Here is a 26649-nt window from a genome sequence, read left to right as displayed (position 1 = left end):
TCTCGAAGAAAGACATCATCCGCTGCCTCAAACGACTCATCGCCCGCGAGATCTACTACGTCCTCACCGCTGACCACGTCGAGCCCAGACGCCTCACCCTCGCCGCTTGACATCCATAGGAGCATCCCACCCGGTGGCGGTAGACCATCAACCCTTTGCGCGCAGTGGCGGTAGCTGGTCAACCTCAACCCGTCCCGATGAGGTTGATGGCCTACCGCCATCGCCGGGCCACGGGGCGAACGGATCGGCCACCGCGCATGGCCAGGGTCCTCAGACCGCGATCTCCTGGAGAGGGTCGCCGCCGTCGATGAGGAGTCGACCGTACGGGTGCAGCGCATCCCGGATGCGGCGCCGTGCGGCCGCGCCGAGCCGCGGATGGCGCCCGTCGAGACAGCCGACGCGGATCGCGAAGGCGAGGTCATAGGGCTCCTCGTCGGGCCCCAGGACGAAGTCCTCGATCGCGACACAGCGCACCGAGAGGAGACCCGAGTCGATCAGATCGGTCGCGCGTCGCCGGACCTGGGCGGTACCGGCCGGGGAACGGTCGATCACGAGCACGTGACCGGTTTCCCCGACACGTCGGGCCACCTCGACGGCCGCGGCGCCCGGCGCGCCGCCGATCTCGAGGACGCGTAGGCCGGGCTCGAGCGGCAGCGCGTCCACGATCGCCGCCAGCCGGTCCGAGAGTCGGGCTTCCATGGCGACAGTATGAGCGCGTCGGGGCCTTTCGTCACCCCTTCTCTTCGTCCCGGAGCCGCAGGGCCCAGTCGAAGAGCCGCTGCTGGATCGCGGCGAACGCCTCACCGGTGAGTCGTACTGTTCGGTGAGCGAGGGCCGGATGTCCATGACGCGGGAGAGCTGGGCAGCGAAGATACGCCGGCTTGGCCGAAGGTCCTCAGCCCGTCGCGAACACCGCGGCGAGCCACCCGAAGGCGACCCAGAGAAAGAGGCGCTGCCACCGCCCGGCATCGGGTGCGTCGTTCTCCCACGCGGTGGCGAAGCGCGCGGCGAGGAATCCGGACACGAGGGTCACCGCGAGAGACGTGCCGCGGAGGGGGAGGTCGTCCCCCGTCAGCGCCGTGACGGCGGCCGCGATCGGGAATCCACCGAAGACGATCGCGCCCGCCTGGTCGTGGCGGCGGTGGGCCGGTGAGAACGAGTCGGGTGTCGTATCGGGCGTGCCCGGCGGGTAGCCGCGCATCGGGTCCATCCGCCAAGCTCCCGAGGCGATCAGCGCACACCCCACGATCCCGATCGCGACCGCGGGCCAGGGCTGAGAGGACGCCAGTCCGACGGCACCCATCACGGTCCCCGTGCCAGCGACGAGGAAGTTCAGGGTCTGCACCCGGCCACGCGGGCCGAGAGCCAACGCGCTCACCGGCTGCCGCCTCGGGTCGTATCCCGGTCGCGTCCACCCGTCGAGGGCGAACACGACCGGGAAGATCGCCGCGGTGACGGCGCCGACCAGGATCATCGGTCCCAACGGAACGTGGTCGCCGCGACGCCTGCACCGAGGACGGCCGTGACGGCAAGGCTCACCCAGCACCGCCAGGGGACCGTCTCGCCGGCCCAGGCCGCGGAGAGACCGTCGACCGAGGCCCCGAAGGGCAGGACCGAGCCGATGCGGTCGATGACATCGGGAAGCGTGTCCGGACCGCCGAACATCCCGCCGAGCGCGCCGATGGCGAAGAAGACGATCAGGCCGATGGCGATCGCGGCATTGGGTGTCGGGGCGAGTGAGGCGACGACCATCCCGAGTGCGTACATCGCCGCGATCGACAGGACCACGATGCCGAGGGCCGGACCGAGGTCGATCGGCAGCCGCGCGTCGAAGGCGACCGCCGCGACCGTGAAGGCGATCGCCAGGCCCAGGAGCGCCTGGATCAGGCTGACGATCACCTGGGCACTGAGGACGGTCATCGGTGACACGGGTGTCACCGCCAGCCGCCGCAGGATCCCGGTCTTGCGGTAGATCGTCAGGAAGCTGGGCATGTTGACGATGCCGATCGTGGCGATGACGATGGCGAAGACGATCGGCAGGACGTAGATGTCCAGCGCGGTCCGCCCGTCCACGATCTCCTCGCTGTTCGCCGACGATGCGTTCATCACCATGATGAGCAACGGGAGCGCGACCGGGATGACGAGTCCGGCGGTGTCGCGGATGACCATCTTGGCCTCGCCGCGCACCAACATCGCGAGGGCCCTCAGGCCACCACCGCCGGTGGCTGTCTGGATCGTCGACTCGGTCATGCTACGTCCTCCTCATCCTCATCAGCGTCGAGATCGTGACCGGTGATGGCGACGAAGGCCTCCTCGAGGTTCGCCGCGCCGGCCTGGGAGACCACGTCGGCGGGGGTGCCCTCGGCGACGATCCGGCCGGCATCGAGCAGCACGACGCGGTCGCACAGTCGCTGCACCTCATCCATCGCGTGGCTGACGAGGATGACGGATTCCTCGGTCAGCGCCTCGATGGCGGCCCAGATCCGGCGCCGCGCGCGTGGATCGAGACCGGTGGTGAGCTCATCCAGAATCACGACTCTCGGCCGGCCGACGAGCGCGAGCGCGATGGACAGACGCTGCTGTTGCCCGCCGGAGAGCGACTCGAAGCGGGTATCGCGCTTGCCCCCGAGCTCGACCATCTCGATCACCTCATCGGCGGATCGAGGGTCGGAGTAGAAGCTGCGATACATGTCCACGAGCTCGCTCACGGTGAGAGCATCGTGCAGCTGGGCCTCCTGCAACTGAACACCGAGCAGCTGCCGCACGGCTTTACGGTCCTTGCGGGGATCCAGGCCGAGCACCCGGACCGAACCGGAGTCGGGGGCGCGGAGTCCCGCGACGAGCTCGATGGTGGTGCTCTTGCCTGCGCCGTTGACGCCGAGGACGCCGAGCACCTCACCTGGGTCGACGCGGAAGCTGACATCGTCGACGGCGACGGTGTCCTTGTAGCGCTTGCGGATGTTCTCCACGAGTACGGCTGGTTCAGTCATGGGATCGACGCTAGGTGCCGCGAACCGTCGCTGACCTGTGCCGATCGTCAGTGATCGGGTCATGACTTCCGGCACCCCTGGCCGGCCGCGCGGCACTCTAGGCTGGCCTCATGCGTCGCGTGGCACCCGAGGAGTGGTCGGGCTTCGTCATGCTCGTGGTGTGCGCCGGTGTGTCGCTGCCGGTGATCATCGGCTGGAACACCACCTCGATCCCGTATCTGCTGTGGGTGACGCTGTTCGCGGTGGCCTTCGTCGCACTTCTCGCCGCGGTGCTGACGACATCGTTCCTGGGGAGGATCGCCTACGGCGTCGCGGTGGTGGCTGGCTGGTTGCTGCTGCTGAGCGTCGATCACACGGGTCTCGTGCCGATCGTGCTCGTCATGGTGGCCGCGTCCGGCCCGGGCATCGTCTCGGGCCGAACGACGGCGGCGATCATCGTCGCCAACACCGCTGTGATCGGCCTCGCGGTATCGCGGACAGACGACAGGTGGGAGAACACCGTCATCTCGGCCGGCTTCTATCTGTTGATCCAGATCGCCTCGTACCTCAGTGTCGCCGCCATCATGCGTGAGCAGCGGCTGCGCGGCGAGCTGTCGGAGGCCCATGTGGAGCTGCAGGCGCAGAGCGTGCTCCTGGAGGAGACCTCGCGGTCCGCTGAGCGGCTGCGGATCTCGCGCGATCTGCATGATCTCATCGGGCACCAGCTGACCGTTCTCACCCTGGAGCTGGAGGCAGCGCGGCATCGAGAGGGAGCCGAGGCCAAGGAGCATGTCGAGCGCGCCGACCGGGTCGCGCGCGACCTGCTCGCGAATGTGCGGTCGACGGTCGGCGAGCTGCGCGACCGACCCACCGAGCTCATGACCGTTCTGAAAAAGGTCGGCAAGGACGCCCCCGGACTGGACGTCGATGTGCAGGTCGAGGACGGCGTGACCCTCGACGAGCGACAGACCGAGACCCTCGTCCGGGCGATGCAGGAGATCGTCACCAATACCCTGCGGCACGCGCGAGCCGACAATCTGACGGTCGACGTCAGATGCGCCGATGGCCTCGTCGTGTTGACGGCCGTCGACGACGGCATCGGAGCCTCGGGGGTCCGGCCCGGCAATGGGTTGAACGGGCTCACTGAGCGGTTCGCGGCGCTCGGTGGGGCGGTCGAGTTCGACGGTGCGGGCGGGTTCCGTATTGAGGCCCGGGTGCCGGTCCGATGACCCGCGTGGTGGTCGTCGACGACCAGACTCTCGTGCGACAGGGGATCCGCACCCTGTTGGATCTCGCCGGCATCGAGGTGGTCGGCGAGGCCGATGACGGTGAGGCGGCACTCGTGGTGATCGAGCGGAATGCCCCGGACGTGGTGTTGCTCGACCTGCGGATGCCTCGCTACGACGGCATCTGGGCGCTCAACCGGTTGCGCGAGCTCGGCGGTGAGATTCCGGTGCTGGTGTTGACGACCTTCGACGACGATGAGCTCGTCCTCGAGGCGCTGCGCGCGGGCGCCCGCGGCTATCTGCTCAAGGACGTCACCGTCGAGCAGCTCGCTCGTGCCGTCGCGACCCTGGCGGAGGGAGGCACGCTCATCGCGCCGTCGATCACCGATCGCCTCGTGCGCGCCATCCAGTCCGGGCCGCCGCCGGTCGGGGCGGATGCTCCCGCGGTCCAGGAGCTGACCGAGCGCGAGGTCGAGGTGTTGCGGCTCATCGCGGCGGGCTACAGCAACCGCGAGATCGCCGAGGTCGTGTTCCTCGCCGAGGGCACGGTCAAGAACCATGTCTCGACCATCCTGCTCAAGCTCGGCGTACGTGACCGCACCCGCGCGGTGCTGCGCGCCCTGCACGAGGGCATCCTGCGCTAGCCGTGACTGACGGAGGATGTGCTTCTGCGGTCGTCCTGGCAACCGTGGACACACATCCTCCGTCGCCAGCGGGACGGAAGATGTGATTTGAGGGCAGCTATGGCAACCACAGAAGCACATTCTCCGTCCGCCGATCTCGACCTCGGCTTCGAGGTCCAGGTCTGACGGGCGGTGAGTAGTCACGCACTTTCGCGCTCGAAGCGCGGGATAGCTCAGCGCCTGCGCGAGAGGTGCGGGATAGCTCACCGCCCGAGATAGAGAGTGAGTACTTTCTTTTTGCGTGCTGGCGTGACATGCTCACGGCATGGCGACCCAGACCGAGCGGCGTGAGCGCACCATCGCGCTCCTGCTCGATGCCGCGATCGCCTCGCTGAACGAGCGCGGTTACGCCGCCACTACGACGCACGCGATCTGCGAGCGAGCGGGGCTGAGCCAGGGCGCGCTCTTCCGACATTTCCCCAGCCGCCGCGCCCTCTTGGCCGCCGCCGCCACCGAGGTCGCCCGGCGGCAGGGCATCGCCTTCGCCGCCGCGGACCTCGGGCCCGTGATCTCGCGGGAGGCCCTCCACCGGGTGCTCCGCGAGCTCGTGCGTCTCGGCTCCTCGGCCGAGAACCGCACCTGGCACGAGCTCATGCTCGCGGCGCGCACCGATGAGGAGCTGCGGAGCGCGCTGGAGCCTGCCACCGACGAGTATCACCGGATCCTCATGGCCGGCGCGGCCGGATTGTTCGAGGCCGCGTCCGCTCCCGATCCGCGCGCGCTGCTGCGCGTGGTGATCAGCGTCGTCGACGGGCTCGCCCTCGCGGTCCCCGTCTCCCACAGCGCGGCGGATATCGACGCCGCCGTCGACCAACTCGCCACCCTCGTGTGGCCCGTCCTGCAGGAGTGACATGCAGCAACCCTCACGCCAGCCGCACGCCATCGTCGTCGGCGCGGGCCTCGCGGGCCTGGTCGCCACCTACGAGCTGGCACGCGCCGGCAAACGCGTGCTCGTCCTCGACCAGGAGAACCGCGCCAATCTCGGCGGCCAGGCCTGGTGGTCGCTCGGCGGACTGTTCTTCGTCGACTCACCCGAGCAGCGCCGGATGGGCGTCAAGGACTCCTTCGATCTCGCCTGGCAGGACTGGCAGGGGTCGGCCGGATTCGACCGCCTCGAGGACGAGGACGTCTGGGCGCGCCAGTGGGCCGAGGCCTATGTGCGGTTCGCGACCTATGAGAAGCGCGACTACCTGCGCGAGCTGGGACTGAAGGTCCTCCCCATCGTCGGCTGGGCCGAGCGGGGACGCGGCGACGCCCTCGGTCACGGCAACTCCGTTCCGCGCTTCCACCTCACCTGGGGGACCGGGCCCGAGGTCGTGCGCGTCTTCGCCGAGCCCGTGCAGGCCGCCGAGCGCACCGGCATGGTCGAGTTCGGCTTCCGGCATCGTGTCGACGAGCTGATCGTCGAGGGCGGCGCGGTCGTCGGAGTCCGGGGCGCGGTGCTCGCGCCCGACGAGGCCGAGCGGGGCGTGGCCTCCAACCGTGACGTGGTGGAGGACTTCGAGCTGCGTGCTCCCGCGGTGATCGTGACCTCCGGCGGCATCGGTCACAACCACGAGCTCATCCGCGACAACTGGCCCACGGACCGTCTCGGGCCGGCGCCGCGGCACATGATCTCCGGTGTCCCCGCCCACGTCGACGGCCGCATGCTGTCCATCACCGCGGACGCCGGCGGTCGCATCGTCAACCGCGACCGCATGTGGCACTACACCGAGGGCGTCCACAATTGGAATCCCGTGTGGGCCGATCACGCCATCCGCATCATCCCCGGCCCCAGCTCGCTCTGGCTCGACGCGACCGGTCGCCGCCTTCCCGCGCCGAACTTCCCCGGCTTCGACAGCCTCGGCACGCTGCGCGAGATCCTCTCGACCGGGTACGACTACTCCTGGTTCGTGCTCACGCAGTCGGTGATCGAGAAGGAGTTCGCGCTGTCGGGTTCGGAGCAGAATCCCGACATCACCGGCAAGGACCTTCGATTCCTGCTCAAGAGCCGGCTCGCGAAGGGAGCGCCGGGACCCGTCGAGGCCTTCAAAGAGCACGGGATCGACTTCGTCATCGCGGACACGGTCCGCGAGCTCGTACAGAAGATGAACGGCATCGTCTCCGATGACGATGAGCCGCGCGGTCCGATGCTCGATGCCGACCTGGTGGAACGTCAGGTGCTCGCCCGCGATGCCGAGCTCGCCAACGACTTCGGCAAGGACCTCCAGCTCATGGCGATCGCCAACGCGCGTCGTTCGCGGACGGACAAGCTCGTGCGTGTGGCCAAGCCCCATCGCTTCGCCGACCCCGAGCACGGCCCGCTCATCGCGGTACGGCTCAATATCCTCACTCGCAAGACGCTGGGCGGTCTCCAGACGGATCTGAACTCGCAGGTCATCGGCCCGAGTGGGGAACCGGTGCCGGGCTTGTACGCGGCGGGCGAGGTCGCCGGCTTCGGCGGAGGCGGTGTGCACGGGTACAACGCGCTCGAAGGCACGTTCCTCGGCGGCTGCATCTTCTCCGGTCGCGCCGCCGGCAGGGCCCTCGCCCGCAGTTGACCTCCCCGGCAGCGGTAAGCCATCAACCTTTCCCGCGCGGTAGCGGTAGAGGGTCAACCTCAACCGGGCTCGATGAGGTTGATGAGGTACCGCCGCCGCCCGAGGAGGGTCAGGCGCGCCGCCCTGTTGGAGATCCGGGTCGACCAGCCACCGGCGACGACGGGTGTCGATCCCGGTTCGGGGTCATCAGGTCCCCCACCCGGCCCGGCAGCCCATCGTCGGCCTCGGCGATCAGCTCGAAGCAGAGACGCCGGCCTCGTGGCCCCTGTGAGGAGTCGATCGGCATCGAGCATGGTCGTACCGTAGCGCGGTCATCGGCTGGGCCGAGACGATCGATGCCGACCGGCCGAGCCTACGATGGGGGCGTGATCGCCCCGACCGCCCCGATGGCGCGCGCGCTGCGTGCGCTCGCGGTCGGTGCCGTGGTGACGACCGTGGCGGTGCTGGCGCACGTGCTCGGGCACGGCACCCCGCCTCCGGTCGTCGCCCTCGTGCCGGTCGTGGCCGTGGTGGCAGCCGTCGCGCTCGCGATGTCGGGCCGTCGCTGGTCCTTCGGCGCGCTGGTGCTCGGTGTCGGGACGGCGCAGGTGGCCGTGCACGGGCTCTCGGTCTATCTGACCGGGGACGCGCACGTCTCGGTCGCGATGATCGCGGCGCACGTGGTGGCCACCCTGGTCAGCTGCCTGTTGCTGAGCGCGGGTGAAAGCCTGTGGTGGCGCCTCTGGCGGTGGATGACGCGTGCCCTGACCCGGCTGACCCTCGTCGTTCCGCCGAGCCTTCGGCGGCTGCCCGGCTACGGCGTCACCTCTCGCATCGTCCCGGTCGGCTGGCATGCCGACGTGCTGCCGACGCGCGGGCCACCCTCCTTCGTCTGACCCCCGACCCATCCCGCGACTCAGTCCGGCGGTGGTATCCGGTGCGTCGGCCGGCCCCGCCCGTGGGGACCGATAGTGATGCATGGTGGTCGCTATAGGCGCCGTTATGCATCACCGTCGCTCCCCGAGCGGACGAAATCTGATGCGAAACGGCTGCCCCCGCGACCGCGATGCATCATCATCGGTTCGCTCCGCCGGACTGGCCGCTCCGCAGCGCTCGGGGATGCCCAGAACCCGCTCCATTGCGGCTCCGTGACCGATCACGGACGCCGCCCGCTCTCCTGCGCTCGCAGGAGCTCAGTCGAAGGACTCACCATGCACCAATGTCATCTCACGCGCGCCGCCCTCGTCGGCGGTGCCGCGTCCACCCTGCTGCTGCTCGGCGCCGCCGGAGCCTCAGCCCACATCGATGTCTCTCCGACCACCACGGAGGCCGGCGCCTACTCGGTGCTGAGCTTCGCGGTCGGCCACGGCTGCGACGGATCGGCGACCACCTCCGTCGCCATCGACATCCCCGAGGAGGTCGTCACCGTGACCCCGACCGCGCACCCGGGTTGGGAGATCAGCACCGTGACGAACGACGATCACGTCGACCAGGTCGTCTTCACCGCCGATCAGCCCCTCGAGGACGGCATCCGCGACACCTTCGAGCTCGCCCTCCCGCTGCCCGAGACGGCGGGCGAGGAGGTCGTCTTCCCGATCCTCCAGACGTGCGAGGAGGGGGAGACCGCCTGGACCGAGACGAGTTCGGAGGGGGAGGATGAACCCGCACATCCGGCGCCCTATCTGACCCTGACCGAGGCCGATGCCTCGGCCGGTGACGAGGGCGACACGAGCTCGTCCGCCGCTCAGGCGGCCGGCTGGGGCGGCCTCGCGCTCGGCGCCCTGGGTCTCGCGGCCGGTGTGACGGCTCTCCTACGCACACGGCGCTCGGCGTGACAGCCGCGACCGCCCGGCGGGCGGTGCTCGCCGGGCTGGTCGCGTGCCTGTTCGTTCTGATGCCCACGTCCGCGTCCGCGCACGCGAACCTGGTCGACACCGATCCCGCCGACGGCGAGGTCGTGCCGACCGCGCCCGATCGTCTCACCGTGCGTTTCGACGAGACCGTGGTGGCCGCGGCAGCCGGCAACGAGCTCCTGGACGCGCGGGGCAGGGCGGTCGATGCCGAGTTCTCCGCCGACGGGGCGAAGCTCACGGTCGTGCCGGCGGAGGCGCTCGGCGACGGGACGTATCTCCTGCGGTGGCGGGTGATCTCCGCGGACAGCCACCCTGTCTCGGGCGGGACCAGCTTCTCGGTCGGTGAGCCGAGCGAGAGCGTGATCCCCATGCCGTCGGTGCAGGAGCAGCGGGAGGTCAACGTCCTGAAGGCGGTGGCCGAGGCGGTGCGCTACGGAGGTGTCCTCGTGCTGGCCGGTCTCGCTGTCTTCGGGATGCTGGCGGTGCCTGTCACGCGACGCGACGAGGTGGCTCGCGTCCGGTTGCGCCGGGCCACGACGGGAGCGGCCGTCGCCGCGTGCGCGGGCGCGGTGCTGCTGGTGCCGCTGACCGCGTGGTGGGAGTCCGGGGAACCGCTCGGGTCCTCCTCGGGGCTCACGGTGGCTGATCCCTCCGCCGTCGCCGCCGTCCTGGTCGTGCTCGGTGCGGTCGCGATCCTGGGGACACCTCGGCTCGGGGGTCCCGCTCTGGCGGGTGCGGGTGTCGGCGCTGTGCTGGGATCCTTGACGGTGGTCGGTCATACACGGAGCTACGGTCCGGCATGGCTCGTGCTGCCCGCCGACCTGCTGCACGTCGCCTCGGCGGCCGTGTGGGCCGGGGGACTCGTGGGACTGCTGGTCGTCCTCGCGTCCCGGCCACGAGCACGTGACGCCGCGCGAATGGTCGCCCGGTTCTCGTCGGTGGCCGTCGGCGCGGTCGCGCTGCTGGCAGTGGGCGCCCTGGTGCTCTACTGGCGGATCTCCGGCTCCTTCCAGGGCCTCTGGCAGACCGGCTACGGGCGGCTGGTGCTCGTCAAGGTGCTCGTCACGGCACTCGTCGTCGTGCTCGGTGCGTGGAATCGGCACCGGCTCGTCGGCGCGGTCGAGAGTTCGGGCGATGCCCGGCGGACGTTGCGCCGCATCCTCGCCGCCGAGGCGGGTGCGCTGGGCGTCGTGGTGGCGGTCACCAGCGTGCTCGTGTCGGTGTCGCCGCGTTCCGCGTCCCTCGCCGAGGCGGGTGAGCGCACGGGCGGGCCGGCCGGGCCCGGTGCGGTGCTGGCGGTCCTGGTTCTCGGCTGCGCGCTCGGCGCGGCCACCTTCCGACTTCTTCCTTCCTTCCGAAAGGATCTTTCCTGATGCGTCTCCTTCGTTTCATCGGCGTCGCCGTCGCCGGCCTGTCCCTGCTGATGCTCTGGTCGGTGGCACCGGCCGCGGCTCACGCTCAGCTCATCGGCAGCACCCCCGAGGCCGACGAGGTGCTCGATGCGGCCCCGTCCGAGATCGAGCTGGAGTTCAACGAGGTGCTCATCGAGACGGGCTCGACCATGCTCCTCATCGACAGCGAGGGCGAGAACCGGGTCGCCGGAGACGCGGTGCTCGACGGACGATTCGTCCGTGCCGATGTCGCGCCGGATCTTCCCGACGGCTCCTATGAGATCCGCTGGCGCGTGGTCTCGGCCGATGGCCACCCGATCAACGGCCGGATCCCGTTCTCGGTCGGCGCCCCGGGCGACCCCGTTCCCGACGAGCCGGCCGATGGGGGCGACGAGGACGAGGGCTCGATGACCATGCCCATCGTGCTCGTCGCCGGTGGTGTCGTCGTGGTCGGCGTGGTGGGCTGGCTGGTGCTCGGCGGCCGCCGCCGCTGACCTCGCTCGGGCCATCAACCCTTCGCTCGACGTGGCGGTAGGTCATCAACCTCATTCCTCGCCGATGAGGTTGATGGCCTACCGCCGTGAGGACGAGCCGCGGCGGTCATGGGCGAGGGACCACCCGAGGGCGGCCAGGACGACGACGATCCCGGCGAGGCAGGTGCCGACCACGGTCGCGGTCTCGCCCCACGCGGTGACGATGATGCCCACCAGCGCCCACACCAGCGTCACCGGGTACAGGGGAAGCTGCGCGCCGTAGAGAGCTGTCACCGCCGTGCCGATCAGAACAGCCAGGATGAGGACGGCGATCTGCCACCACGGCTCACCCGGATCGCCGAAGCTCGCACCGATGTCCGATGCCCAGTTCTGGAAGACCGCCGCAGTGGCCCAGGCGGCGTAGATCCCGATGGTCGAACGGGTGAGCACCGTCAGCCAGGCCGGAGCGCCGTGGTCCGCGGTCGTGGCGGCGATCCGCGCCGCGTCGAGCAGGGCGACCGTCATGACGGTCAGCACGATCGAGGTCACCCACGGCCACTCGGCCGCCGAGACCCCGATCCACACGGCCGCGCCCACGAAGGCGACGAGCAGATCGACGCTCAGCCGCATCGGCTGTCCCGTGCCCGTCGACCGTTTCCACAGCATCGCGACGGCGGTCACGATCGAGAGCGCGTAGATGAGACCCCAGAGCGAGAAGGTGTACCCGGCCGGTGTGATCAGCAGGTCGGTCGTCGACTCGTTCGGCTGCGCTCCGCCACCCGCATAGGGGACGACAGGAGCCGCCGCCTGCAGGATCGACGCCAGCAAGACGACGGCGAGCAGCGGCCGAGACACGTCGGGACGGAGGGCGGGGGAAGCGTTCGGGGAGTGCTCGCTCATAGGACGACGGTAGGCATTCTGACCGCGTTCAGCAGCACGAGCGGACGTTGCCCGCCCTGGTTAGGCTCGTCGTGACACCGCCGCCGCGTCGCCGGCCGACTGCCAGAAGGACATCGTGAGCGAATCAGAGTTCGAGCGTCTCTCCGAGACGTTGCCGGATCTTCGCGCGATTCCCGATCGCATCGCCGGTGACTCGCGGCTGGCCCTCAAGGAGCTCCAGAACCGGCTGGTGGCCTTCCAGCTCAAGTACCAGTTCGCGATCGACCAGCTCGAGACCAAGATCAACATCCTCCGCGAGGAGTTCGAGCACACCCACGAGTACAGCCCGATCGAGCATGTGCGCACACGGCTGAAGTCGATGGACAGCCTGCTGGACAAGATCGAGCGCACGGGCAGCCCGCGGGATCTGGAACAGGTCGGGGAGCATATCCGCGACATCGCCGGGGTGCGGATCACCTGCGCCTTCGTGGCCGATGCCTACTGGATCGCCGACATGCTGACGAGCCAGCCTGATGTGACCGTGATCGAGGTCAAGGACTACATCGTCGAGCCGAAGGACAACGGCTACCAGAGCCTGCATCTCATCGTGCAGACGCCGGTCTACCTCTCGGATCACACCGAGCAGGTCTACGTCGAGGTGCAGATCCGCACCATCGCGATGGACTTCTGGGCGAGCCTCGAGCACAAGATCTACTACAAGTACGAGGGAGAGATCCCCGAGCGCTTGCGCGATGAGCTGCATCAGGCCGCGGTGGTGGCCGACCATCTCGACCGCACCATGGCGCGCCTGCACGACGAGGTCTCGCGTCTCGGCGGTCGCGACGGTGTCGTCCGGCATCAGCGCCACGACTAGGCGCGCGATCGTCTGGGACGGACCTACACTCGGCGCATGACGTTCCCGATCGCCCTCCAGGACGGCGTGGTCCTCCGCGTCCTCGAGCCCGATGACGCGCCGGCCCTCGCCGCGGCGCTGCTGCGCAATCGTCAGCACCTTGCTCCGTGGGAGCCGGAGCGTTCGCCCGAGTACTTCACCACCGACGGCCAGCTCGACCGGATCGAGCGCATGCTCACCGGCATGGCGCAGGGCACGCAGGTGCCGCTGGTGCTCTCGCACGATCATCACGTCGTGGGGACGATCAGCGTCAACGACATCGTGCTGGGAGCATTCCAGAACGGCCATATCGGCTACTGGACGGATGCGCGCTTCCAGAGTCGCGGGCTGATGACCGCCGCGGTACGCCACGTCGTGGAGTTCGCGCGCGACTCGCTCGGCCTCCACCGGCTGCAGGCGGGCACGCTCCTGGAGAACATCCGCTCGCAGCGGGTGCTGGAGCGCAACGGGTTCGTGCGATTCGGCACGGCGCCGGAGTACCTGCGGATCGCCGGACGGTGGCAGGACCATCTCCTCTACCAGCGGATCCTCACGCACTGACGACGCCGAGCGGGCGGTGCGAGGTCGGGAGCGGTGACCTACGCACGCCTCGACCGCGTCGAGAGGTGCGTATCCCACCGCCGGTCGGGTCATGAGGTGCGCACGTCACCGCTGATTCTCGGCAGGGGTGGCGTCAGCGGTGGCCGATGGCACCGGGCAGCCCATCGGAATCCGTGTGACCCTCGAAGGATGAGTGACACATCGCTTTCGCTCGCGGACGCCACGGCTCGCGTCGACCCACGTCACTGGCGCGTCGTCGAGGGCTCACTGCGGACGTCCTTCGCCACCGGCGACTTCATGGGCGGACTGGACTTCATCGCCAAGGTCGCCGAGGCGGCTGAGCGCGCGCAGCATCACCCCGATATCGACCTGCGCTACGGCCGGGTGCACGTCGCACTCGTGTCCCACGACGTGGGCGCCCTGACTGAGCGCGACACCGCGCTGGCGGCGGAGATCTCCGCGATCGCCGACGAGCTCGGCATCGAGGGGGAGCCGGAGATGCCGCGCCGGATCACGATCGGCATCGACACGCTCGATGCCGAGGCGATCCGGCCGTTCTGGAGGGCGGCGCTGGCCTATGCGGACGTCGACGGCGATCTCGTCGATCCCGAAGGCATCGCCCCGGCGGTGTGGTTCCAGTCGATGGAGGAGCCTCGGGCGCAGCGCAACCGGCTCCACCTGGACATCCTGGTGCCCGTCGATGCGGCCGAGCAGCGCGTCGCCGAGGTGATCGAGGCGGGCGGCACGCTACTCACCGATCGCTTCGCCCCGAGTTGGTGGGTCCTCGCGGACGCTGAGGGCAACGAGGCCTGCATCTGCACCGAGATGCCCCCACCCACCGCGGACTGACGAGGCGACGAGACGCGCCGGGCGGTGAGCTGCGCACCTCTCACCTGCCGGGGCGGTGACGTACGCACCTCTCAACACCATCGAGGGGTGCGTGAGCCACCGCCCCGCCACCACGACATGGGGTTGATTCTGGTGTCAGCGGCGACACGCGCCGAGCGAATCGTGGTTCTGTCAGTGGGCGCTCCTACCCTGAGAGCAGGAGGTCATCATGACGAACGCGATGCTGACGATCGAGATCCTCGAGACAGCGGGTGAGGCCGCGCGCTGCCCGTGGTGCGAGCGCGGCGGAGCCCTGTTCGACACCCTCAGCGCCGATCATCTGGGAGTCGAGTGTCGCTGGTGCGACTTCGCCGATCTGGAGGAGATCGCCGCCCTGGTCTGAGCCTCAGTGCTCATGCTCGTGTCCCTCGGCATGGGGGATCGGACCCGGCGACTGGCCGGGCTCGACGACCATGAACTGCCCCATCATGCCCTCGTCCTCGTGTCGCAGGGTGTGGCAGTGGAACATATACGGCCACTCGGTGCTCGTGTGGTGACCGAAGCGCATGATGAGCCGGACCGGTTCGCTCTGCCGTAGCCAGACGGTGTCCTTCCAGCCACGTAGGTGGGGCGGGGGCTCGCGACCATCGATGTCGAGCACCTGGAACTGCACGTCGTGCACATGGAAGTTGTGCGATCCGCCGTCGGCATTGGTGACGGTCCAGATCTCGGTCGCCCCCGCCTCCACCACCTCGTCCACCCGTTCCATGTCCATCTCGAGGCCGTTGATGGTGGAGTCGGAGAGCCGGAACGACCGTTCCTCGGAGGCATCCTCCGGGTCGAGGCGCGGCACCTCCGCGAGCTGGTCGGGGACCCTCGGCGAGGGGTCGAGCTGCTCGGCCGCCCGGAACTCGATGATGTCCAAGCGGTCCTGTCCGCCCGCGAAGACGTTGCCGGTGTCGCTGGGGTCGCTGCGCAGCACGACGCGTTCACCCGGCTCGAAGCGCACGACGATCTCGCCACGTTCGCCCGGTGAGAGCTGGAGTGCGTCCATCGCGACGGGGGTCTCCAACAGCCCGCCGTCGGTGCCGATGAGGTCGAAGTCCCGCCCATCGGCGAAGGCGAAGGTGAAGGGTCTCGCATTCGCGCCGTTGAGCAGACGCAACCGGACCGCCTCGGTGGTCACATCGGCGTAGGGCCCGGGCGTGCCGTTGACGACGATCGTCTCACCGATCACCCCCGCCGACGCGAAGAAGGACTCGCTCATGTCGAGTTCGCCGTCATCGTCGAGGTTCTTGTCCTGCACGATGAGCGGAAGGTCGTCGACGCCGTAGTCGCGCGGGAGATCGAGCTCGGCCTCCAGCGGGTCGTCGATGATGAACATGCCCGCGAGCCCTCGGTAGACGTGGTCGGCCGTCCCCCCGTGCAGATGAGGGTGGTACCAGAGGGTCGACGCCGGTTGATCGATCGTCCAGGTCGGCGACCATACGTTCCCGGGTTCGATCAGCTGATGGGGACCGCCGTCCATCTCGGCGGGCAGGTGCATGCCGTGCCAGTGGAGTGTGGAGGTCTCGGGGAGGTCGTTGTGGACCCGCATCGCGACGGCCTCGCCTCGTTCGGCGCGCAGGGTGGGGCCTAGCAGCTCCCCATTGACTCCCCAGGTGGGAGTCAGGTGATCGGCACCGAGATCGCTCGTGCCGCTCTGTAAGCGCAGATCGAAGGTGCGGACGTCCCCGTCGACACGGGATTCGGCCAGCGGGGGAATGGTCAGGGCTCGGTCGAAGTCGACGTCGCCCACCGTGTCGAGAGGGGCTCGAACGAAGGCGATGGCGATCCAGGCCGCGAAGGCTCCGATCGCGAGCACGCCCAGGCCGAGGACGACGACGAGAAACTTCATGGAGGCACGCATGACACCACCTTCGATGGCGAGAGACTGGAATGACAGTGGATTACGGGGTAGTTCAGGGACGGTTCAGGGCGCACCCCGAGACAGTTCGTCGGTGGCGGGCCCAGAGGTGCTGCGCCACGATGGGTTCATGGGTGTGGACAGGTGGGAGCGCGAGGTCACCGAGTTCTGGGCGATGGCTGAGCGAGACGACCCGGGAGCCACCCTCACGATGATGGAGATGCTGGTGGCGCGGCGGCCGGAGGGCGATCCGATCGCGTTGTACGAGCTCGCCTCGGTGCACGACTTCCTCGACCGACCCTCCGATGCGGTGCCGCTCTACCGGCAGGCGCTCACCGGCGGCCTCGACGTCGAACGGGAGCAACGAGCATCGGTGCAGTTGGCGAGCTCGCTGCGGGTCCTGGGCCGGACGGACGAGGCGGTCGGCGTGCTCACCCGGCTGGAGCCTTCGCCGGTGGTCGGCGGCGCCCGTGACGCTTTTCTCGCGCTCGCCCTGCATGACCAAGGGCGCGGCGGCGAGGCCCTGCGTGTGGCGCTGCACGCCCTTGCACCGACGCTGCCGGAGTACGGTGCGGCGATCGAGCGCTACGCCGACGCCCTCGTCGACGACTGAGCCCGCCCGCCCCTCCCCACCAGGGCCGCTGCCGCGACCAGCGCGGCACCACCCACGAGCAGGGCGAGCGACGGCGACATGGCGTCCGACAGCGCGCCGACGACGATGCCGGCTCCGGCGGCCGACCCCAGGAAGGCCATCGAGGTGACGGACAGGGCCGTCCCACGGTGCGCGTCGTCGACCCGCGCGTGTACGAGCGAGTTGTACGCGGCGCCGAAGGCGGTGTGGACGAGGTAGGCGATCCAGAAGCCGATGATGAGCACGGTCGGTCCCGTGGCGAGTGCCATCGTCGCCAGCCCGACGCCCCAGGCGACCGCCGTCACCGCCCCCATCGCGGTGCCTGCCGTTGCAGGGTCCGCACTGAACTCGTCCAGGCGGACCGGCATCAGCAGCTCCAGCGCGCTCACCCCGACGGCCACGAAGAGCATCGCGACCGCCAGCATCCGGAGGGCCGGTCCCCCGACGAGTCGCAGGCCGCCGCCGAGGGCCTCCCGCCAGCCTGTCGGGGGAGCGGCGCGGGTGAGGGGCGCGCGTTCCATCACCAGGCAGGCGGTGAGTACCTGTGCCGTGACGAGCACCATCGCCGCGGCATAGGGCACGGCGAGGGTGGTGGCGGGTGCCCAGGGGGCGAGCCAGAGCAGGCCGGCGCTCGCCAGCGAGCCGGCGGCGATCGATCCGCTGATGACACCGCTCGCCGAGGCCAGGGAGGTGGGAACTCTGTCGGCTGCACCGCGGGCGTTCTCGGCGTCCACGAACCAGGCTTCCAGCGGCCCGCTGTCGAGGGCGCGGAAGAGCCCGGAGACGGCCCAGGCGACGGCGAAGGCGATGACCGAGTGGGCAGCGAGTTGGAGGCCGTAGGCGATGATCGCGACGACACCCGAGAGCACGAAGACCGGCCGCCGCCCCCACGAGTCGGTGAGCACCCCGCTCGGCACCTCCATCACCAGGACGACGATCCCCTGGGCGGCGGTCACGGCGCCGACCTCGGTGACGCTCAGACCCCGTGAGAGCGGCAGCAGCAGGGCGACCGGGATGATGAGCCCGGTCGCCGACCAGCGCAGGGCCAGGAGGACGAGGAACCGGGAGCGGACGCTCATCGCGGAGTCGGGCGCACGGCGACCAGGTGGAGTGCCATCTCGTGCTCACCGCCGCGATCCGCGTAGCGCCCGACGACCTCGTGCAGGTCGCGCAGGAGGTCGTCCAGCTCGGCGCGGTCGAGCCGCAGCCGGTAGTCCGATTGATCGAACAGTGCCGTGGGGTCGCTCTCGGCCGCCTTCAGCTGGGCGAGGAGATGTGAACGTTGGACTCCGGCGACGACGTTCATCGCGGCATGTCCCTCATCGGTATCGCGGAGCGAGGACGGCAATGACGTGGTCTCGTGGACTGCTCGCCAGCGGCGCTCGCGGTTGTCGCGAGAAGCGTCGTCGGTGACGAAGCCGTAACGCGCGAGCTAGCGTAGGTGATAGGACAGCGATCCGCTCGACTCGCCCAGGGCCCGGGCCAGTTCGCTCGCCGTCGCCGGGCCGTGCGCCCGCAGCTCCCCGAGGGCCTCCAATCGCAACGGATGGGCCAGGGCCCTGAGGGTGTCTACGTCCTCGATCCGCCGCTCACGCATTTTACAAAGATAACTTTGCAAAATCTTGTTGGCAATAAGCGGGGCTCGGCTCGGCCCTTCATCGCTTTCTCAGTCGTGCTGTCTATGCTCAGCGAGTGAATCTGAGCACTGCGCTGGCGGCGTCCTCGAACACTCCGGGGGTGGAGGATGTGGACGGCCTCGCCGGCTTCATGGTCGATCTGATGGATCGTCTCGGTCTCTTCGGGGCCGCGATCGCGGTCGGTCTGGACAACCTCTTCCCGCCCATCCCCAGCGAGATCGTGCTGCCGATGGCGGGTTTCGCCGCCAGCATGGGCACCTTCTCGCTCGCGGGAGCGCTCTTCGCCACGACGGCGGGGTCGGTCATCGGCGCGTGCCTGCTGTACTGGCTCGGCCGGATGTTCGGGCGGGAACGTACGGCCTGGGTGTTCGTGCACACGCCGCTGCTCAAGCTCAGCGACCTGGAGATGACCGAGCGCTGGTTCGCCAAGCACGGCACCAAGGCGGTGTTCTTCGGGCGCATGGTGCCCATCTTCCGCAGCCTCATCTCGCTGCCCGCCGGTGTGGAGCGGATGCGGTTCTGGCTGTTCTTCGTCCTGACGACGATCGGCAGCCTGATCTGGAACTCGATCTTCGTGGTCGCCGGCTACTCGCTCGGCGAGCAGTGGCACCGCATCGAGCCGTATGCCGATTGGTTCCAGCGGCTCGTGATCCTCGCCGTGCTCGTGGTGGTGTGCTGGTTCGTGGTCGTCCGCGTCCGGGAGATCTACCGCAACCGACGCGACCGCCCGGCCTGAACATCTTGGTTCAGACGCGTCAGGACTCGCCGAGGTAGAAGGCCGTGGTGCGCTGCTCGGCCCCTCGGGCCTGCTCCTCGCTCGTGCCAGCCTCGACGGCGGCATCGGCCCATCGGGTGCTGCTGGCCCGCATGAAGGGAGCCAGGGCCGCGAGGTCGGCATTCGCTGCGTCCTGGGCAGGACTCGATCCGTCTCGCAGGTGCGTCGCCAGGCCGAGGAAGGACAGATCCCAGCCGACGCCGGTGGCTCCTGGACCGTAGGTGTCCCAGAAGGAGCGGTCCTCGCCACCGGCGGTGTGAGTGAGGGTGAGTCGCGCTCGGTCGCCGCCATCGGCTTCGATCGCGACCTCGACCCAGGAGATGGCGCCGGCGAACTCCCAGGTGAGGCTGAAGCCGTTCGGCGGATGGCAGGCGGTGATCGTGCCGCTGGCATTGCCCTGGATCTGATAGCGCCCGTCGAGTTCGAGGTCGCCCGACACCGGGGCGAACCAGCGGGGAAGCCGCTCGGTGTCGGTGCAGGCGTCCCAGAGGTCCTCGACCGTGGTGGCGAAGGACTGGCTGATCTGGACCACGGTGCGCAGCGCATCGTTGCTCTCGGTCACGGTGACGCCGCGCCGGACGGCGTCGATCTGGTCGTCGGGTGTCATGAGGACTCCTCTCGCCGGGCGCGCTTGCCCCGGGCAATCTCGGTTTCGAGGGCCGCGAAGCGCGGCACCCAGAAGTGGCGGAAGCGGTCGATCCAGTCATCGGCCTCCCGTAGCGCGTCGGCCTCGACCGCATAGAGGCGGCGGGTGCCCTCGGCCCGGCTGGTCGCGAAGCCGTGCTCCCGCAGCACGCGCAGGTGGCGGGAGACGGCCGGCTGGGTGATGCCGAACTCGGCTCGGACGACCTCGGTGAGCTCGCCGGCCGGCCGCTCGCCTGCGGCGAGGAGTTCCAGCAGGCGGCGGCGGACCGGGTCGCCGAGGACATCGAGTGCGTGCACATCGCTAGTAGATCAGCCATCAGTTATATAAGTCAAGAATCATGTTCTGCGGAGTGCGCTGCGCCCACCCCCGGGAAGGTCCTACAGTGGCGAATATGACTGCTTCGCTGCCCACGACTCCCACCCAGCTCTACATCGGCGGCACGTGGCGCGACGCCGAGAACGGTGCCACCCTCGCGGTCGAGAATCCCGCGACCGGTGACGCGCTCACCCGCGTCGCCGATGCCTCGGTCGCCGACGGGCGCGCGGCACTGGACGCCGCGGTCGCCGCGCAGGCGGACTGGGCCGCCACCGCACCGCGTGATCGCGGCGAGATCCTCCGCAAGGCCTTCGAGCTCATCACCGAGCGCACCGAGGAGCTCGCTCTGCTGATGACCCTGGAGATGGGCAAGCCGCTGAAGGAGAGCCGCGCCGAGATCGCCTACGGGGCCGAGTTCTTCCGGTGGTTCGCCGAGGAGTCGGTGCGGATCGCCGGCCGTTACTCGGTCGCCCCCAACGGCGCCACCCGGCTGCTCACCATGAAGCAGCCGGTGGGCCCGTGCCTGATGATCACCCCCTGGAACTTCCCCCTCGCGATGGGCACCCGCAAGATCGGTCCGGCGATCGCGGCCGGATGCACGATGGTCGTCAAGCCCGCGAGCCTGACGCCGCTGACGATGTTCTGGCTCGCCTCGGTGCTGGAGGAGGCCGGTCTGCCCGGAGGGGTGCTCAATGTCGTCACCACGTCGAGCACCGGTCAGGTGATGGAGCCCATCATCCGAGATCCTCGGCTGCGCAAGCTCACCTTCACCGGGTCCACCGAGGTCGGCCGCTCGCTCATCGAGCAGAGCGCCGAGGGAGTCCTGCGGGTCTCGATGGAGCTCGGCGGCAATGCCCCCTTCCTCGTCTTCGAGGACGCCGACCTCGACAAGGCCGTCAACGGCGCCATGCTCGCCAAGATGCGCAATATCGGCGAGGCGTGCACCGCGGCCAACCGGTTCCTGGTCCACGAGTCGGTTGCCGACGAGTTCGGCCGCCGTCTCGCCGAGCGCATGTCCTCGCTCTCGGTGGGCGACGGCACCGGAGACTCCATCGACGTCGGACCCCTCGTGGAGGAGAAGCAGCGCGACAAGGTCTCCGAACTGGTCGAGGACGCCAAGGCCAAGGGCGCCCAGGTGCTGACCGGCGGCGAGGTCCCCGGGGGCGCGGGCTGGTTCTACCCGCCGACCGTGCTTGCCGAGCTGACGCGCGAGACCAAGATCTGGTCGGAGGAGATCTTCGGCCCGGTGGCACCGATCTTCACCTTCACCGACGACGACGAGGCCGTCGCGATGGCCAATGACACGGAGTACGGTCTCGTGTCCTATCTGTTCACCGAGAACCTCTCCCGCGCGATGCTCGTCTCGGAGCGCCTGGAGACCGGGATGGTCGGTGTGAACCAGGGGGTCGTCTCGAATCCCGCCGCGCCCTTCGGCGGTATGAAGGCCTCGGGCTTCGGCCGCGAGGGCGGCGACGAGGGCATCGAGGAGTACCTCGAGACCAAGTACGTCGGCCTCGCCCTCTAGGACCCTCCGGGTCCAAACTTTTGCCGGGTTATGGCCCTTCTGACCCACTCTCAGGGGCCATAGCCCGGCGAAAGTCGAGCGGTAGCGTCGTGGTCAGCGGGTGACGCGGACACGGGCGATGCGGTGCCCGTCCACCTCGACGACCTCGATGACGTGCTCGCCGGCCGTCACCGTGTCACCCACCTCGGCGACGCGTCCCAGCTGCACGAGCACGTAGCCGGCAACGGTCTCGTAGTCGCCGCTGTCGGGCAGTTCCACACCGGTCTCGTCGGCGAAGTCCTCGATATTGAGCGCGCCCTCGACGGTGCGATCACCCTCGATATCGGCGTCCTCGTCGTCGTGCTCGTCCTCGATCTCGCCGACCAGCTCCTCGACGAGATCCTCCAGGGTGACGATGCCGTCGGTGCCGCCGTACTCGTCGATGACGACCGCGATGTGCACGCGGCTCTGACGCATCATCGACATGGTGGGCAGCAGCGGATTGGTGGCTGGGACGACCACGATCTCGCGGACGAGATCGCCGATCAGCACGTCCGCGGCTCCCGGCCGCTGTTGGGCCGCGAACAGGTCGCGGACGTGTACGAAGCCGATGACGTCGTCGAAGTCCTCGCCGGTCACCGGATAGCGCGAGTACGGCTGCTCGGCGATCGTGGCGACCGTCTCGTCGAGGGTGGAGTCGCGGGACAGGAAGGCGACATCGGGCCGGGGCTGCATCACCTCCGCGACGGAGCGATCGGCGGCGCTGAACACGTCGTGCAGGATGCGGCGCTCGTCATCGGGCAGCCCCTCGTGCGTGATGACGAGTTCCCGCAGCTCCTCCTCGGTCATCTCCTCGTTGGTGGCTCGTGGATCGCCGCCGAGCAGCCGGACCACCGCATTGGTCGAGATCGAGAGCAGCCAGATGACCGGTCGCATGAGCCGCGCGAAGCGATCCAGCGGCGGTCCCGTGATCAGTGCGAGACCGGTCGACTTCTGCAACGCGAACCGCTTGGGGACCAGTTCGCCGAAGACCAGCGACAGATAGGCGATGAGCAGGGTGAGGGCGATGAGCGCGACACTGCCGGATACCCCGGCGGAGAGGCCGAGATCCTCCAGATAGGGGGCGACATCCGGGGCGATGGTCGACGCACCGTAGGCGGCGGAGAAGAACCCGGCGACGGTGACGCCGATCTGCACTGCCGCGAGAAAGCGGTTCGGGTCGCGCGCGACCGCGGCGACGCGTGCGCCCCGTCCACCACGGCGGTCCAGCTGGTCGATCTGGCTCTCACGCAGGGAGACGAAGGCGATCTCGGTGCCGGCGAAGACACCGCCGATGAGGATGAAGAGCGCGACCAAGCCGACATTGGCGAGGGTTCCGAGATCCATCCCTCACCGACTCTCGAGGGATGGACGGGGACTTCGAGGCTTCATGTCCTTATCGAACGCGACTCGACCGGCTCCCGCAAGTGTCACGGGCGCGGTAGCGTCGGTCCATGGCTCAACGCATCGTCGTGCGGCTCGCGGTCACCGTGGACGCTCCCCTCGAGCAGGTGTGGGAACGGGTGACGTCTCCGGCGGGCATCAACGACGAGCTCGCACCGATCCTCTCGATGGGGATGCCCCGCGATCACCGCGATGCGACCGTGGCGACCGTGCCTGTGGGGGTCCCGCTGGGCAAGGCGTGGCTCCGGCTCGGCGGGATCGTGCCCATCGACTATGACGACCTGACGATCGCCGAGCTCGATCCGCCGCACGGATTCCACGAGCGCTCGTCGATGCTGGTGGCACGCGTATGGGAACATCGTCGCCAGCTTGCGAGGGTCGGTGAGAGACGGACGCTCGTCACCGATGAGCTGACGATCGAGCCGCGGCTTCCCGTGCCGGCTCGTGTGCCGCGCACGATCGTGTCCTTTCTCTTCCGGCACCGGCACCGCCGGCTCGCGGCGCACTTCGCCGGCGCGGGGGCCGGAGGGTGACGTGATCTCCTTGTCCGAGACGCCGCGACTGGTCGAGCCCACGACGGCCGTCCGGGTGTCCTGTCTGACCGGTGAACAGGCCGACATGCGGTCGCGCGGAGCCGACACCTCCTGGCTGGCCGCTGCGAGCACCGACTTCGAGGCCTTCGTGGCCGAGCGCGTCGGGGTGCGCGAACGATGGGGCGTTCCGTCGACGCTGTTCTGGTTCGTGTCCGGCGAGCACTATCTCGGCAGCCTCGTCGTGCGTCACCGGCTCACCGAGGACGAGGGCGGTGGTCACATCGGCTATCACGTGGTCCAACCGTGGCAGCGCCAGGGGCATGCGACGCGCATGCTCGCCCAGGGCCTCGTCGTCGCCCGTTCGCTCGGGGTCGACCGCGTCCTGCTCACCGTCGCGCCGGACAACGAGTGGTCGCGGCGGGTCGTCATCGCGAACGGCGGCGTCGCCGAGGACGGGCTGAACCACGAGGGCGAGCAGCGCTTCTGGGTCGGCTCATAGCGGGATGTCGGCGCGGCGGTCGTCCGGCTCCCGACGTCGTACGTGGGTGAACTGCTCGCGATACAGCCGTGCGTACAGACCCTCGGATTCGAGCAGCTCCGCATGGGTCCCGCGCTCCACCAGCCGGCCGTCCTGCAGCCCGTAGATGACATCGGCGTTCTGGATCGTGGAGAGCCGGTGCGCTATCGCGATGGTCGTGCGCTGGTGGGTGGCGCGGTCGAGGGCCTCCTGGACGAGTCGTTCGGTCTCGGTGTCCAGCGCGGAGGTGGCCTCGTCGAGGATGAGGATCTTGGGGTCCATCAGCAGCACCCGGGCGATCGCCAGCCGCTGCTTCTCGCCACCGGAGAGCCGGTAGCCGCGCTCGCCGGTGATGGTCTCGTAGCCGTCGGCGAAGGACATGATCCGCTCGTGGATGTTGGCATCGCGGGCCGCCTGCTCGATCTGCTTGGCGGTGGCACCGGGACGGGCGTAGGCGATGTTGTCGCGGATCGTGCCGTGGAAGAGGTACGGCTCCTGGGTCACCATGCCCACCGTGCCGCCCAGGGAGGCCTGGGTGACCTCGCGGACGTCCTGGCCGTCGATCAGCACGGCGCCCTCGGTCACGTCGTAGAAGCGGGGGAGCAGATAGGTCATGGTGGTCTTGCCCGATCCCGACGGACCGACGATCGCCGCGAGCTGGCCGGGCTCCACGGTGAAGGAGACACCGGCGAGGGCCCAGCGGTCCTCGGCGTCGTCATCGTGCTCGATCCGTACCCCGCTGTCGCCGAAGCGATCCCCGCCACGGTCACCGGAGAGCCGGCGTGCCTCGGGGTAGCGGAACCAGACATCGCGGAACTCCACGCGGCCCTCGACGTGCTCCAGGGGACGAGCATCGTCGCGGTCGGTGATCGCCGGGCGGAGATCGAGGTACTCGAAGATCCGCCGGAACAGCGCGAGCGAGGTCTGCACGTCCAGGGTCACGCGCATGAGGGACAGCAGCGGCATCTGCAGCCGGGCCTGGACGGTGGTGAAGGCGACGAGGGTTCCGGCGGTGAGACCCCCGGTGCCGCCGGCGATCATGAAACCCGCCGCGAGATAGAGCAGCGCCGGAGTGATGGCGAAGAAGGTCTGCACGGTGGCGAAGAACGCGCGACCGGTCATCGCCTGCTGCACCTGCAGCCGCGTCTGCTGGCGATTGGCGGCCCGGTACCGTTCGACCTCGGCATCGCCGCGGTCGAAGACCTTGGACAGCAGGATGCCCGAGACGCTGAGGGCCTCCTCGGTGATGGCCGTCATCTCCGAGAGCGACTCCTGCGTCCTGCGCGCGAGCTGCTGGCGTCGACGTCCGACCTTGAGCTGCAGCCAGACGAACAACGGCATGAGGATGAGCGTCAGCAGGGTCAGTTCCCACGACAGGATGACCATCGAGATGAACGCGGCGGCGACGGTCACCGAGTTCTGCAGGATCGAGGTGGCAGTGTCGGTGAGCACCGTGCGGACGCCGGCGACATCGTTGGCGAGCCGGGACTGGATGGCCCCCGTCTTGGTGGCGGTGAAGAAGGCCAGCTCCATCTTCTGCAGATGCGCGAACAGGTCGCCGCGCAGATCGGCCATGGCCGAGTTGCCGATGGTGGAGGTCAGCCAGTTCTGCGCGATGCCGAGCAACGCGGTCAGCAGCGGGAGTGCGCACATGGCCGCGACGAGCCACCCGAGCAGGGACAGGCGCGGGCCCGACCCGTCGCCCGGGAACAGTGCGTTGTCGAAGACCGCTCGGGTGAGGAAGGGAACGATCGAGGTGAGGATCGCCGCGATGACCACCAGCGCGGCGACGGCACCGATCTGCGCTCGGTAGGGACGCAGGACTCGGGCGATGCGCCCGAGGACGGGACGGGCCTCGACGCTGCGGACCTCCGCCGGATCGAGGTGCGTGGCCTGGGTGCTCGGACCCGGTCTCATGCGGCGCCCCGGCTCATGCGGTCACTGCGCGCCGCCGGACGGGACCCGGGACAACACGATCGCCGGGTGGTCGTCGGTGACGCGGGCGAGCTCGAGGGTGCCCCACCCCGTGTCGCCGTCGCGGAGGAGCGCCCACAGGAACAGGCGATCGGGCCGTGCCACCTGGGCGGGATCGGCGTGCAGAGCGAAGGTGGCGGGAAGCTCATCGATCACGGAGGCGGTGGCGGCGAGGACCTCACCCCCGGGGTCCACGAGCTTGACACTGAGGATCGATCCGGGGCGGAAGGCCTCCACCTCGTCGAGTGTGACCGATCCGGTGATCTCCAGCACGTCGTCCATGCTCTCGAGCCTAGGCCATGTCTGGCAATTCCTGGCCTACTGCGCGGCGTCTCACGGGCACCTCGCGGCGTTGCCGTCACTCGCAAGACAACACCCGGTATGGCTTCGCTCCGGCGCCTTGCGAGGCATCCCGTGATACACCGCTCGCAACGACCACGAATTACCAGACACAGCCTAGTCGCCGGGTGTGACAGCCGCCGTTCCGTACTCGG

The 26649-nt window shown here is 69.2% G+C and carries 31 protein-coding genes; 17 read left to right on the top strand and 14 right to left on the bottom strand.

Annotated elements, in window-relative coordinates:
* Positions 1-270 precede the first annotated feature (270 nt).
* The 4 genes from FNM00_RS13025 to FNM00_RS13010 form a co-directional block, all read right to left on the bottom strand.
* The gene (locus FNM00_RS13025) at positions 271-699 is read right to left on the bottom strand and encodes an SAM-dependent methyltransferase (RefSeq protein ID WP_143913978.1); all 429 of its coding nucleotides are present in this window, start codon (positions 697-699) and stop codon (positions 271-273) included.
* Positions 700-895: 196 nt separating this feature from the next.
* Positions 896-1474 (bottom strand): DUF998 domain-containing protein, encoded by a 579-nt coding sequence (locus FNM00_RS13020; protein ID WP_143913977.1) that lies wholly within the window; start codon positions 1472-1474, stop codon positions 896-898.
* Positions 1471-2250: an ABC transporter permease gene (locus tag FNM00_RS13015; RefSeq protein ID WP_143913976.1), complete on the bottom strand. Its 780-nt coding sequence runs from the start codon at positions 2248-2250 to the stop codon at positions 1471-1473. The genes FNM00_RS13020 and FNM00_RS13015 overlap by 4 nt, the downstream gene beginning before the upstream one ends.
* Positions 2247-2990, bottom strand: coding sequence for an ABC transporter ATP-binding protein (locus FNM00_RS13010; RefSeq protein ID WP_143913975.1), 744 nt, complete (start codon positions 2988-2990; stop codon positions 2247-2249). The genes FNM00_RS13015 and FNM00_RS13010 overlap by 4 nt, the downstream gene beginning before the upstream one ends.
* A 110-nt stretch (positions 2991-3100) precedes the next feature.
* Here FNM00_RS13010 and FNM00_RS13005 point away from each other — a divergent pair, with 110 nt between their 5' ends.
* The 8 genes from FNM00_RS13005 (at position 3101) to FNM00_RS12970 (ending at position 11135) form a co-directional block, all read left to right on the top strand.
* Positions 3101-4198 (top strand): sensor histidine kinase, encoded by a 1098-nt coding sequence (locus FNM00_RS13005; RefSeq protein ID WP_143913974.1) that lies wholly within the window; start codon positions 3101-3103, stop codon positions 4196-4198.
* Positions 4195-4839, top strand: coding sequence for a response regulator (locus FNM00_RS13000; protein WP_143913973.1), 645 nt, complete (start codon positions 4195-4197; stop codon positions 4837-4839). Before FNM00_RS13005 ends, FNM00_RS13000 begins: the two co-directional genes overlap by 4 nt.
* 304 nt (positions 4840-5143) lie before the next feature.
* Entirely contained in the window at positions 5144-5728 is a 585-nt protein-coding gene (locus tag FNM00_RS12995) for a TetR/AcrR family transcriptional regulator (RefSeq protein WP_143913972.1), read from the top strand.
* A gap of 1 nt (position 5729) precedes the next feature.
* On the top strand, positions 5730-7418 hold the full coding sequence (locus FNM00_RS12990) for an FAD-binding dehydrogenase (RefSeq protein ID WP_143913971.1): 1689 nt from the start codon (positions 5730-5732) through the stop codon (positions 7416-7418).
* A 365-nt stretch (positions 7419-7783) separates the two neighbouring features.
* Complete coding sequence (locus FNM00_RS12985) at positions 7784-8293, top strand: hypothetical protein (protein WP_143913970.1); 510 nt, start codon at positions 7784-7786, stop codon at positions 8291-8293.
* 315 nt (positions 8294-8608) lie between these two features.
* The gene (locus FNM00_RS12980; protein WP_185973143.1) at positions 8609-9232 is read left to right on the top strand and encodes a YcnI family copper-binding membrane protein; all 624 of its coding nucleotides are present in this window, start codon (positions 8609-8611) and stop codon (positions 9230-9232) included.
* Complete coding sequence (locus FNM00_RS12975; protein ID WP_143913968.1) at positions 9229-10623, top strand: copper resistance CopC/CopD family protein; 1395 nt, start codon at positions 9229-9231, stop codon at positions 10621-10623. The genes FNM00_RS12980 and FNM00_RS12975 overlap by 4 nt, the downstream gene beginning before the upstream one ends.
* Positions 10623-11135, top strand: coding sequence for a copper resistance CopC family protein (locus FNM00_RS12970; RefSeq protein ID WP_143913967.1), 513 nt, complete (start codon positions 10623-10625; stop codon positions 11133-11135). The genes FNM00_RS12975 and FNM00_RS12970 overlap by 1 nt, the downstream gene beginning before the upstream one ends.
* A 78-nt stretch (positions 11136-11213) precedes the next feature.
* Here FNM00_RS12970 and FNM00_RS12965 read toward each other — a convergent pair whose 3' ends face one another.
* Positions 11214-12014 (bottom strand): MFS transporter, encoded by an 801-nt coding sequence (locus FNM00_RS12965; RefSeq protein WP_143913966.1) that lies wholly within the window; start codon positions 12012-12014, stop codon positions 11214-11216.
* A 115-nt stretch (positions 12015-12129) separates the two neighbouring features.
* Between FNM00_RS12965 and FNM00_RS12960 the strand changes: the two genes are divergently transcribed.
* The 4 genes from FNM00_RS12960 (at position 12130) to FNM00_RS18860 (ending at position 14677) form a co-directional block, all read left to right on the top strand.
* Complete coding sequence (locus FNM00_RS12960) at positions 12130-12867, top strand: GTP pyrophosphokinase (protein ID WP_246065177.1); 738 nt, start codon at positions 12130-12132, stop codon at positions 12865-12867.
* Between the two features lie 36 nt (positions 12868-12903).
* Positions 12904-13446 (top strand): GNAT family N-acetyltransferase, encoded by a 543-nt coding sequence (locus FNM00_RS12955; protein WP_143913965.1) that lies wholly within the window; start codon positions 12904-12906, stop codon positions 13444-13446.
* Positions 13447-13635: 189 nt separating this feature from the next.
* Complete coding sequence (locus FNM00_RS12950; RefSeq protein WP_143913964.1) at positions 13636-14295, top strand: VOC family protein; 660 nt, start codon at positions 13636-13638, stop codon at positions 14293-14295.
* A gap of 208 nt (positions 14296-14503) precedes the next feature.
* On the top strand, positions 14504-14677 hold the full coding sequence (locus FNM00_RS18860; protein ID WP_185973142.1) for a hypothetical protein: 174 nt from the start codon (positions 14504-14506) through the stop codon (positions 14675-14677).
* A gap of 3 nt (positions 14678-14680) precedes the next feature.
* On the opposite strand, the gene FNM00_RS12945 is transcribed toward FNM00_RS18860, so the two are convergent.
* Complete coding sequence (locus FNM00_RS12945; RefSeq protein ID WP_221933722.1) at positions 14681-16171, bottom strand: multicopper oxidase family protein; 1491 nt, start codon at positions 16169-16171, stop codon at positions 14681-14683.
* A gap of 139 nt (positions 16172-16310) precedes the next feature.
* Between FNM00_RS12945 and FNM00_RS12940 the strand changes: the two genes are divergently transcribed.
* Positions 16311-16793, top strand: a complete 483-nt coding sequence (locus tag FNM00_RS12940) for a tetratricopeptide repeat protein (protein ID WP_185973141.1) — start codon at positions 16311-16313, stop codon at positions 16791-16793.
* Here FNM00_RS12940 and FNM00_RS12935 read toward each other — a convergent pair.
* The 3 genes from FNM00_RS12935 to FNM00_RS19030 all read right to left on the bottom strand — a co-directional run bounded on the left by FNM00_RS12935 (position 16766) and on the right by FNM00_RS19030 (position 18408).
* Positions 16766-17890 (bottom strand): MFS transporter, encoded by a 1125-nt coding sequence (locus FNM00_RS12935; protein ID WP_143913962.1) that lies wholly within the window; start codon positions 17888-17890, stop codon positions 16766-16768. The two genes, FNM00_RS12940 and FNM00_RS12935, sit on opposite strands and share 28 nt — an antisense overlap.
* Entirely contained in the window at positions 17887-18117 is a 231-nt protein-coding gene (locus FNM00_RS19035; protein ID WP_221933721.1) for a hypothetical protein, read from the bottom strand. The genes FNM00_RS12935 and FNM00_RS19035 overlap by 4 nt, the downstream gene beginning before the upstream one ends.
* Before the next feature lie 126 nt (positions 18118-18243).
* Positions 18244-18408 carry a winged helix-turn-helix domain-containing protein gene (locus tag FNM00_RS19030; RefSeq protein WP_221933720.1) on the bottom strand — a complete coding sequence of 55 codons (165 nt, stop codon included), beginning with the start codon at positions 18406-18408 and terminating at the stop codon, positions 18244-18246.
* Between the two features lie 95 nt (positions 18409-18503).
* On the opposite strand from FNM00_RS19030, the gene FNM00_RS12925 reads away from it, so the two are divergent.
* Complete coding sequence (locus tag FNM00_RS12925) at positions 18504-19184, top strand: DedA family protein (RefSeq protein WP_246065176.1); 681 nt, start codon at positions 18504-18506, stop codon at positions 19182-19184.
* A 19-nt stretch (positions 19185-19203) separates the two neighbouring features.
* On the opposite strand, the gene FNM00_RS12920 is transcribed toward FNM00_RS12925, so the two are convergent.
* Positions 19204-19830, bottom strand: coding sequence for an SRPBCC family protein (locus FNM00_RS12920; protein WP_143913961.1), 627 nt, complete (start codon positions 19828-19830; stop codon positions 19204-19206).
* Entirely contained in the window at positions 19827-20165 is a 339-nt protein-coding gene (locus tag FNM00_RS12915) for an ArsR/SmtB family transcription factor (RefSeq protein ID WP_143913960.1), read from the bottom strand. The genes FNM00_RS12920 and FNM00_RS12915 overlap by 4 nt, the downstream gene beginning before the upstream one ends.
* A gap of 95 nt (positions 20166-20260) precedes the next feature.
* On the opposite strand from FNM00_RS12915, the gene FNM00_RS12910 reads away from it, so the two are divergent.
* Complete coding sequence (locus FNM00_RS12910; RefSeq protein WP_143913959.1) at positions 20261-21709, top strand: NAD-dependent succinate-semialdehyde dehydrogenase; 1449 nt, start codon at positions 20261-20263, stop codon at positions 21707-21709.
* Between the two features lie 93 nt (positions 21710-21802).
* On the opposite strand, the gene FNM00_RS12905 is transcribed toward FNM00_RS12910, so the two are convergent.
* Positions 21803-23074: a hemolysin family protein gene (locus tag FNM00_RS12905; RefSeq protein WP_143913958.1), complete on the bottom strand. Its 1272-nt coding sequence runs from the start codon at positions 23072-23074 to the stop codon at positions 21803-21805.
* 107 nt (positions 23075-23181) lie between these two features.
* Between FNM00_RS12905 and FNM00_RS12900 the strand changes: the two genes are divergently transcribed.
* Both FNM00_RS12900 and FNM00_RS12895 read left to right on the top strand, forming a co-directional pair.
* On the top strand, positions 23182-23664 hold the full coding sequence (locus FNM00_RS12900; RefSeq protein WP_185973140.1) for a hypothetical protein: 483 nt from the start codon (positions 23182-23184) through the stop codon (positions 23662-23664).
* 1 nt (position 23665) lies between these two features.
* A complete protein-coding gene (locus tag FNM00_RS12895; protein ID WP_143913957.1) occupies positions 23666-24163 on the top strand; it encodes a GNAT family N-acetyltransferase in 498 nt (165 codons plus the stop codon).
* On the opposite strand, the gene FNM00_RS12890 is transcribed toward FNM00_RS12895, so the two are convergent.
* The gene (locus FNM00_RS12890) at positions 24158-26098 is read right to left on the bottom strand and encodes an ABC transporter ATP-binding protein (RefSeq protein WP_143913956.1); all 1941 of its coding nucleotides are present in this window, start codon (positions 26096-26098) and stop codon (positions 24158-24160) included. The genes FNM00_RS12895 and FNM00_RS12890 overlap by 6 nt on opposite strands.
* Positions 26099-26119: 21 nt before the next feature.
* The gene (locus tag FNM00_RS12885) at positions 26120-26437 is read right to left on the bottom strand and encodes a YbaY family lipoprotein (protein ID WP_143913955.1); all 318 of its coding nucleotides are present in this window, start codon (positions 26435-26437) and stop codon (positions 26120-26122) included.
* Positions 26438-26649 lie beyond the last annotated feature (212 nt).

This window comes from Aeromicrobium piscarium (assembly GCF_007421815.1).
In the GTDB taxonomy this organism is placed as follows: domain Bacteria; phylum Actinomycetota; class Actinomycetes; order Propionibacteriales; family Nocardioidaceae; genus Aeromicrobium; species Aeromicrobium piscarium.
Note: the sequence above shows the minus strand (reverse complement) of the source record. Positions and strands in the feature narration are given on the sequence as shown.

Coding starts and splice junctions, on each gene's coding strand:
- FNM00_RS12970 (WP_143913967.1), top strand. CDS start 10,623: ATGCGTCTCCTTCGTTTCATCGGCGTCGCCGTCGCCGGCCTGTCCCTG.
- FNM00_RS12940 (WP_185973141.1), top strand. CDS start 16,311: ATGGGTGTGGACAGGTGGGAGCGCGAGGTCACCGAGTTCTGGGCGATG.
- FNM00_RS12885 (WP_143913955.1), bottom strand. CDS start 26,437: ATGGACGACGTGCTGGAGATCACCGGATCGGTCACACTCGACGAGGTG.
- FNM00_RS12955 (WP_143913965.1), top strand. CDS start 12,904: ATGACGTTCCCGATCGCCCTCCAGGACGGCGTGGTCCTCCGCGTCCTC.
- FNM00_RS19030 (WP_221933720.1), bottom strand. CDS start 18,408: ATGCGTGAGCGGCGGATCGAGGACGTAGACACCCTCAGGGCCCTGGCC.
- FNM00_RS12995 (WP_143913972.1), top strand. CDS start 5,144: ATGGCGACCCAGACCGAGCGGCGTGAGCGCACCATCGCGCTCCTGCTC.
- FNM00_RS12965 (WP_143913966.1), bottom strand. CDS start 12,014: ATGAGCGAGCACTCCCCGAACGCTTCCCCCGCCCTCCGTCCCGACGTG.
- FNM00_RS13000 (WP_143913973.1), top strand. CDS start 4,195: ATGACCCGCGTGGTGGTCGTCGACGACCAGACTCTCGTGCGACAGGGG.
- FNM00_RS19035 (WP_221933721.1), bottom strand. CDS start 18,117: ATGAACGTCGTCGCCGGAGTCCAACGTTCACATCTCCTCGCCCAGCTG.
- FNM00_RS12910 (WP_143913959.1), top strand. CDS start 20,261: ATGACTGCTTCGCTGCCCACGACTCCCACCCAGCTCTACATCGGCGGC.
- FNM00_RS12890 (WP_143913956.1), bottom strand. CDS start 26,098: ATGAGACCGGGTCCGAGCACCCAGGCCACGCACCTCGATCCGGCGGAG.
- FNM00_RS12980 (WP_185973143.1), top strand. CDS start 8,609: ATGCACCAATGTCATCTCACGCGCGCCGCCCTCGTCGGCGGTGCCGCG.
- FNM00_RS12900 (WP_185973140.1), top strand. CDS start 23,182: ATGGCTCAACGCATCGTCGTGCGGCTCGCGGTCACCGTGGACGCTCCC.
- FNM00_RS12905 (WP_143913958.1), bottom strand. CDS start 23,074: ATGGATCTCGGAACCCTCGCCAATGTCGGCTTGGTCGCGCTCTTCATC.
- FNM00_RS12935 (WP_143913962.1), bottom strand. CDS start 17,890: ATGAGCGTCCGCTCCCGGTTCCTCGTCCTCCTGGCCCTGCGCTGGTCG.
- FNM00_RS13010 (WP_143913975.1), bottom strand. CDS start 2,990: ATGACTGAACCAGCCGTACTCGTGGAGAACATCCGCAAGCGCTACAAG.
- FNM00_RS13015 (WP_143913976.1), bottom strand. CDS start 2,250: ATGACCGAGTCGACGATCCAGACAGCCACCGGCGGTGGTGGCCTGAGG.
- FNM00_RS18860 (WP_185973142.1), top strand. CDS start 14,504: ATGACGAACGCGATGCTGACGATCGAGATCCTCGAGACAGCGGGTGAG.
- FNM00_RS13020 (WP_143913977.1), bottom strand. CDS start 1,474: ATGATCCTGGTCGGCGCCGTCACCGCGGCGATCTTCCCGGTCGTGTTC.
- FNM00_RS12990 (WP_143913971.1), top strand. CDS start 5,730: ATGCAGCAACCCTCACGCCAGCCGCACGCCATCGTCGTCGGCGCGGGC.
- FNM00_RS12945 (WP_221933722.1), bottom strand. CDS start 16,171: ATGAAGTTTCTCGTCGTCGTCCTCGGCCTGGGCGTGCTCGCGATCGGA.
- FNM00_RS13005 (WP_143913974.1), top strand. CDS start 3,101: ATGCGTCGCGTGGCACCCGAGGAGTGGTCGGGCTTCGTCATGCTCGTG.
- FNM00_RS12950 (WP_143913964.1), top strand. CDS start 13,636: ATGAGTGACACATCGCTTTCGCTCGCGGACGCCACGGCTCGCGTCGAC.
- FNM00_RS13025 (WP_143913978.1), bottom strand. CDS start 699: ATGGAAGCCCGACTCTCGGACCGGCTGGCGGCGATCGTGGACGCGCTG.
- FNM00_RS12920 (WP_143913961.1), bottom strand. CDS start 19,830: ATGACACCCGACGACCAGATCGACGCCGTCCGGCGCGGCGTCACCGTG.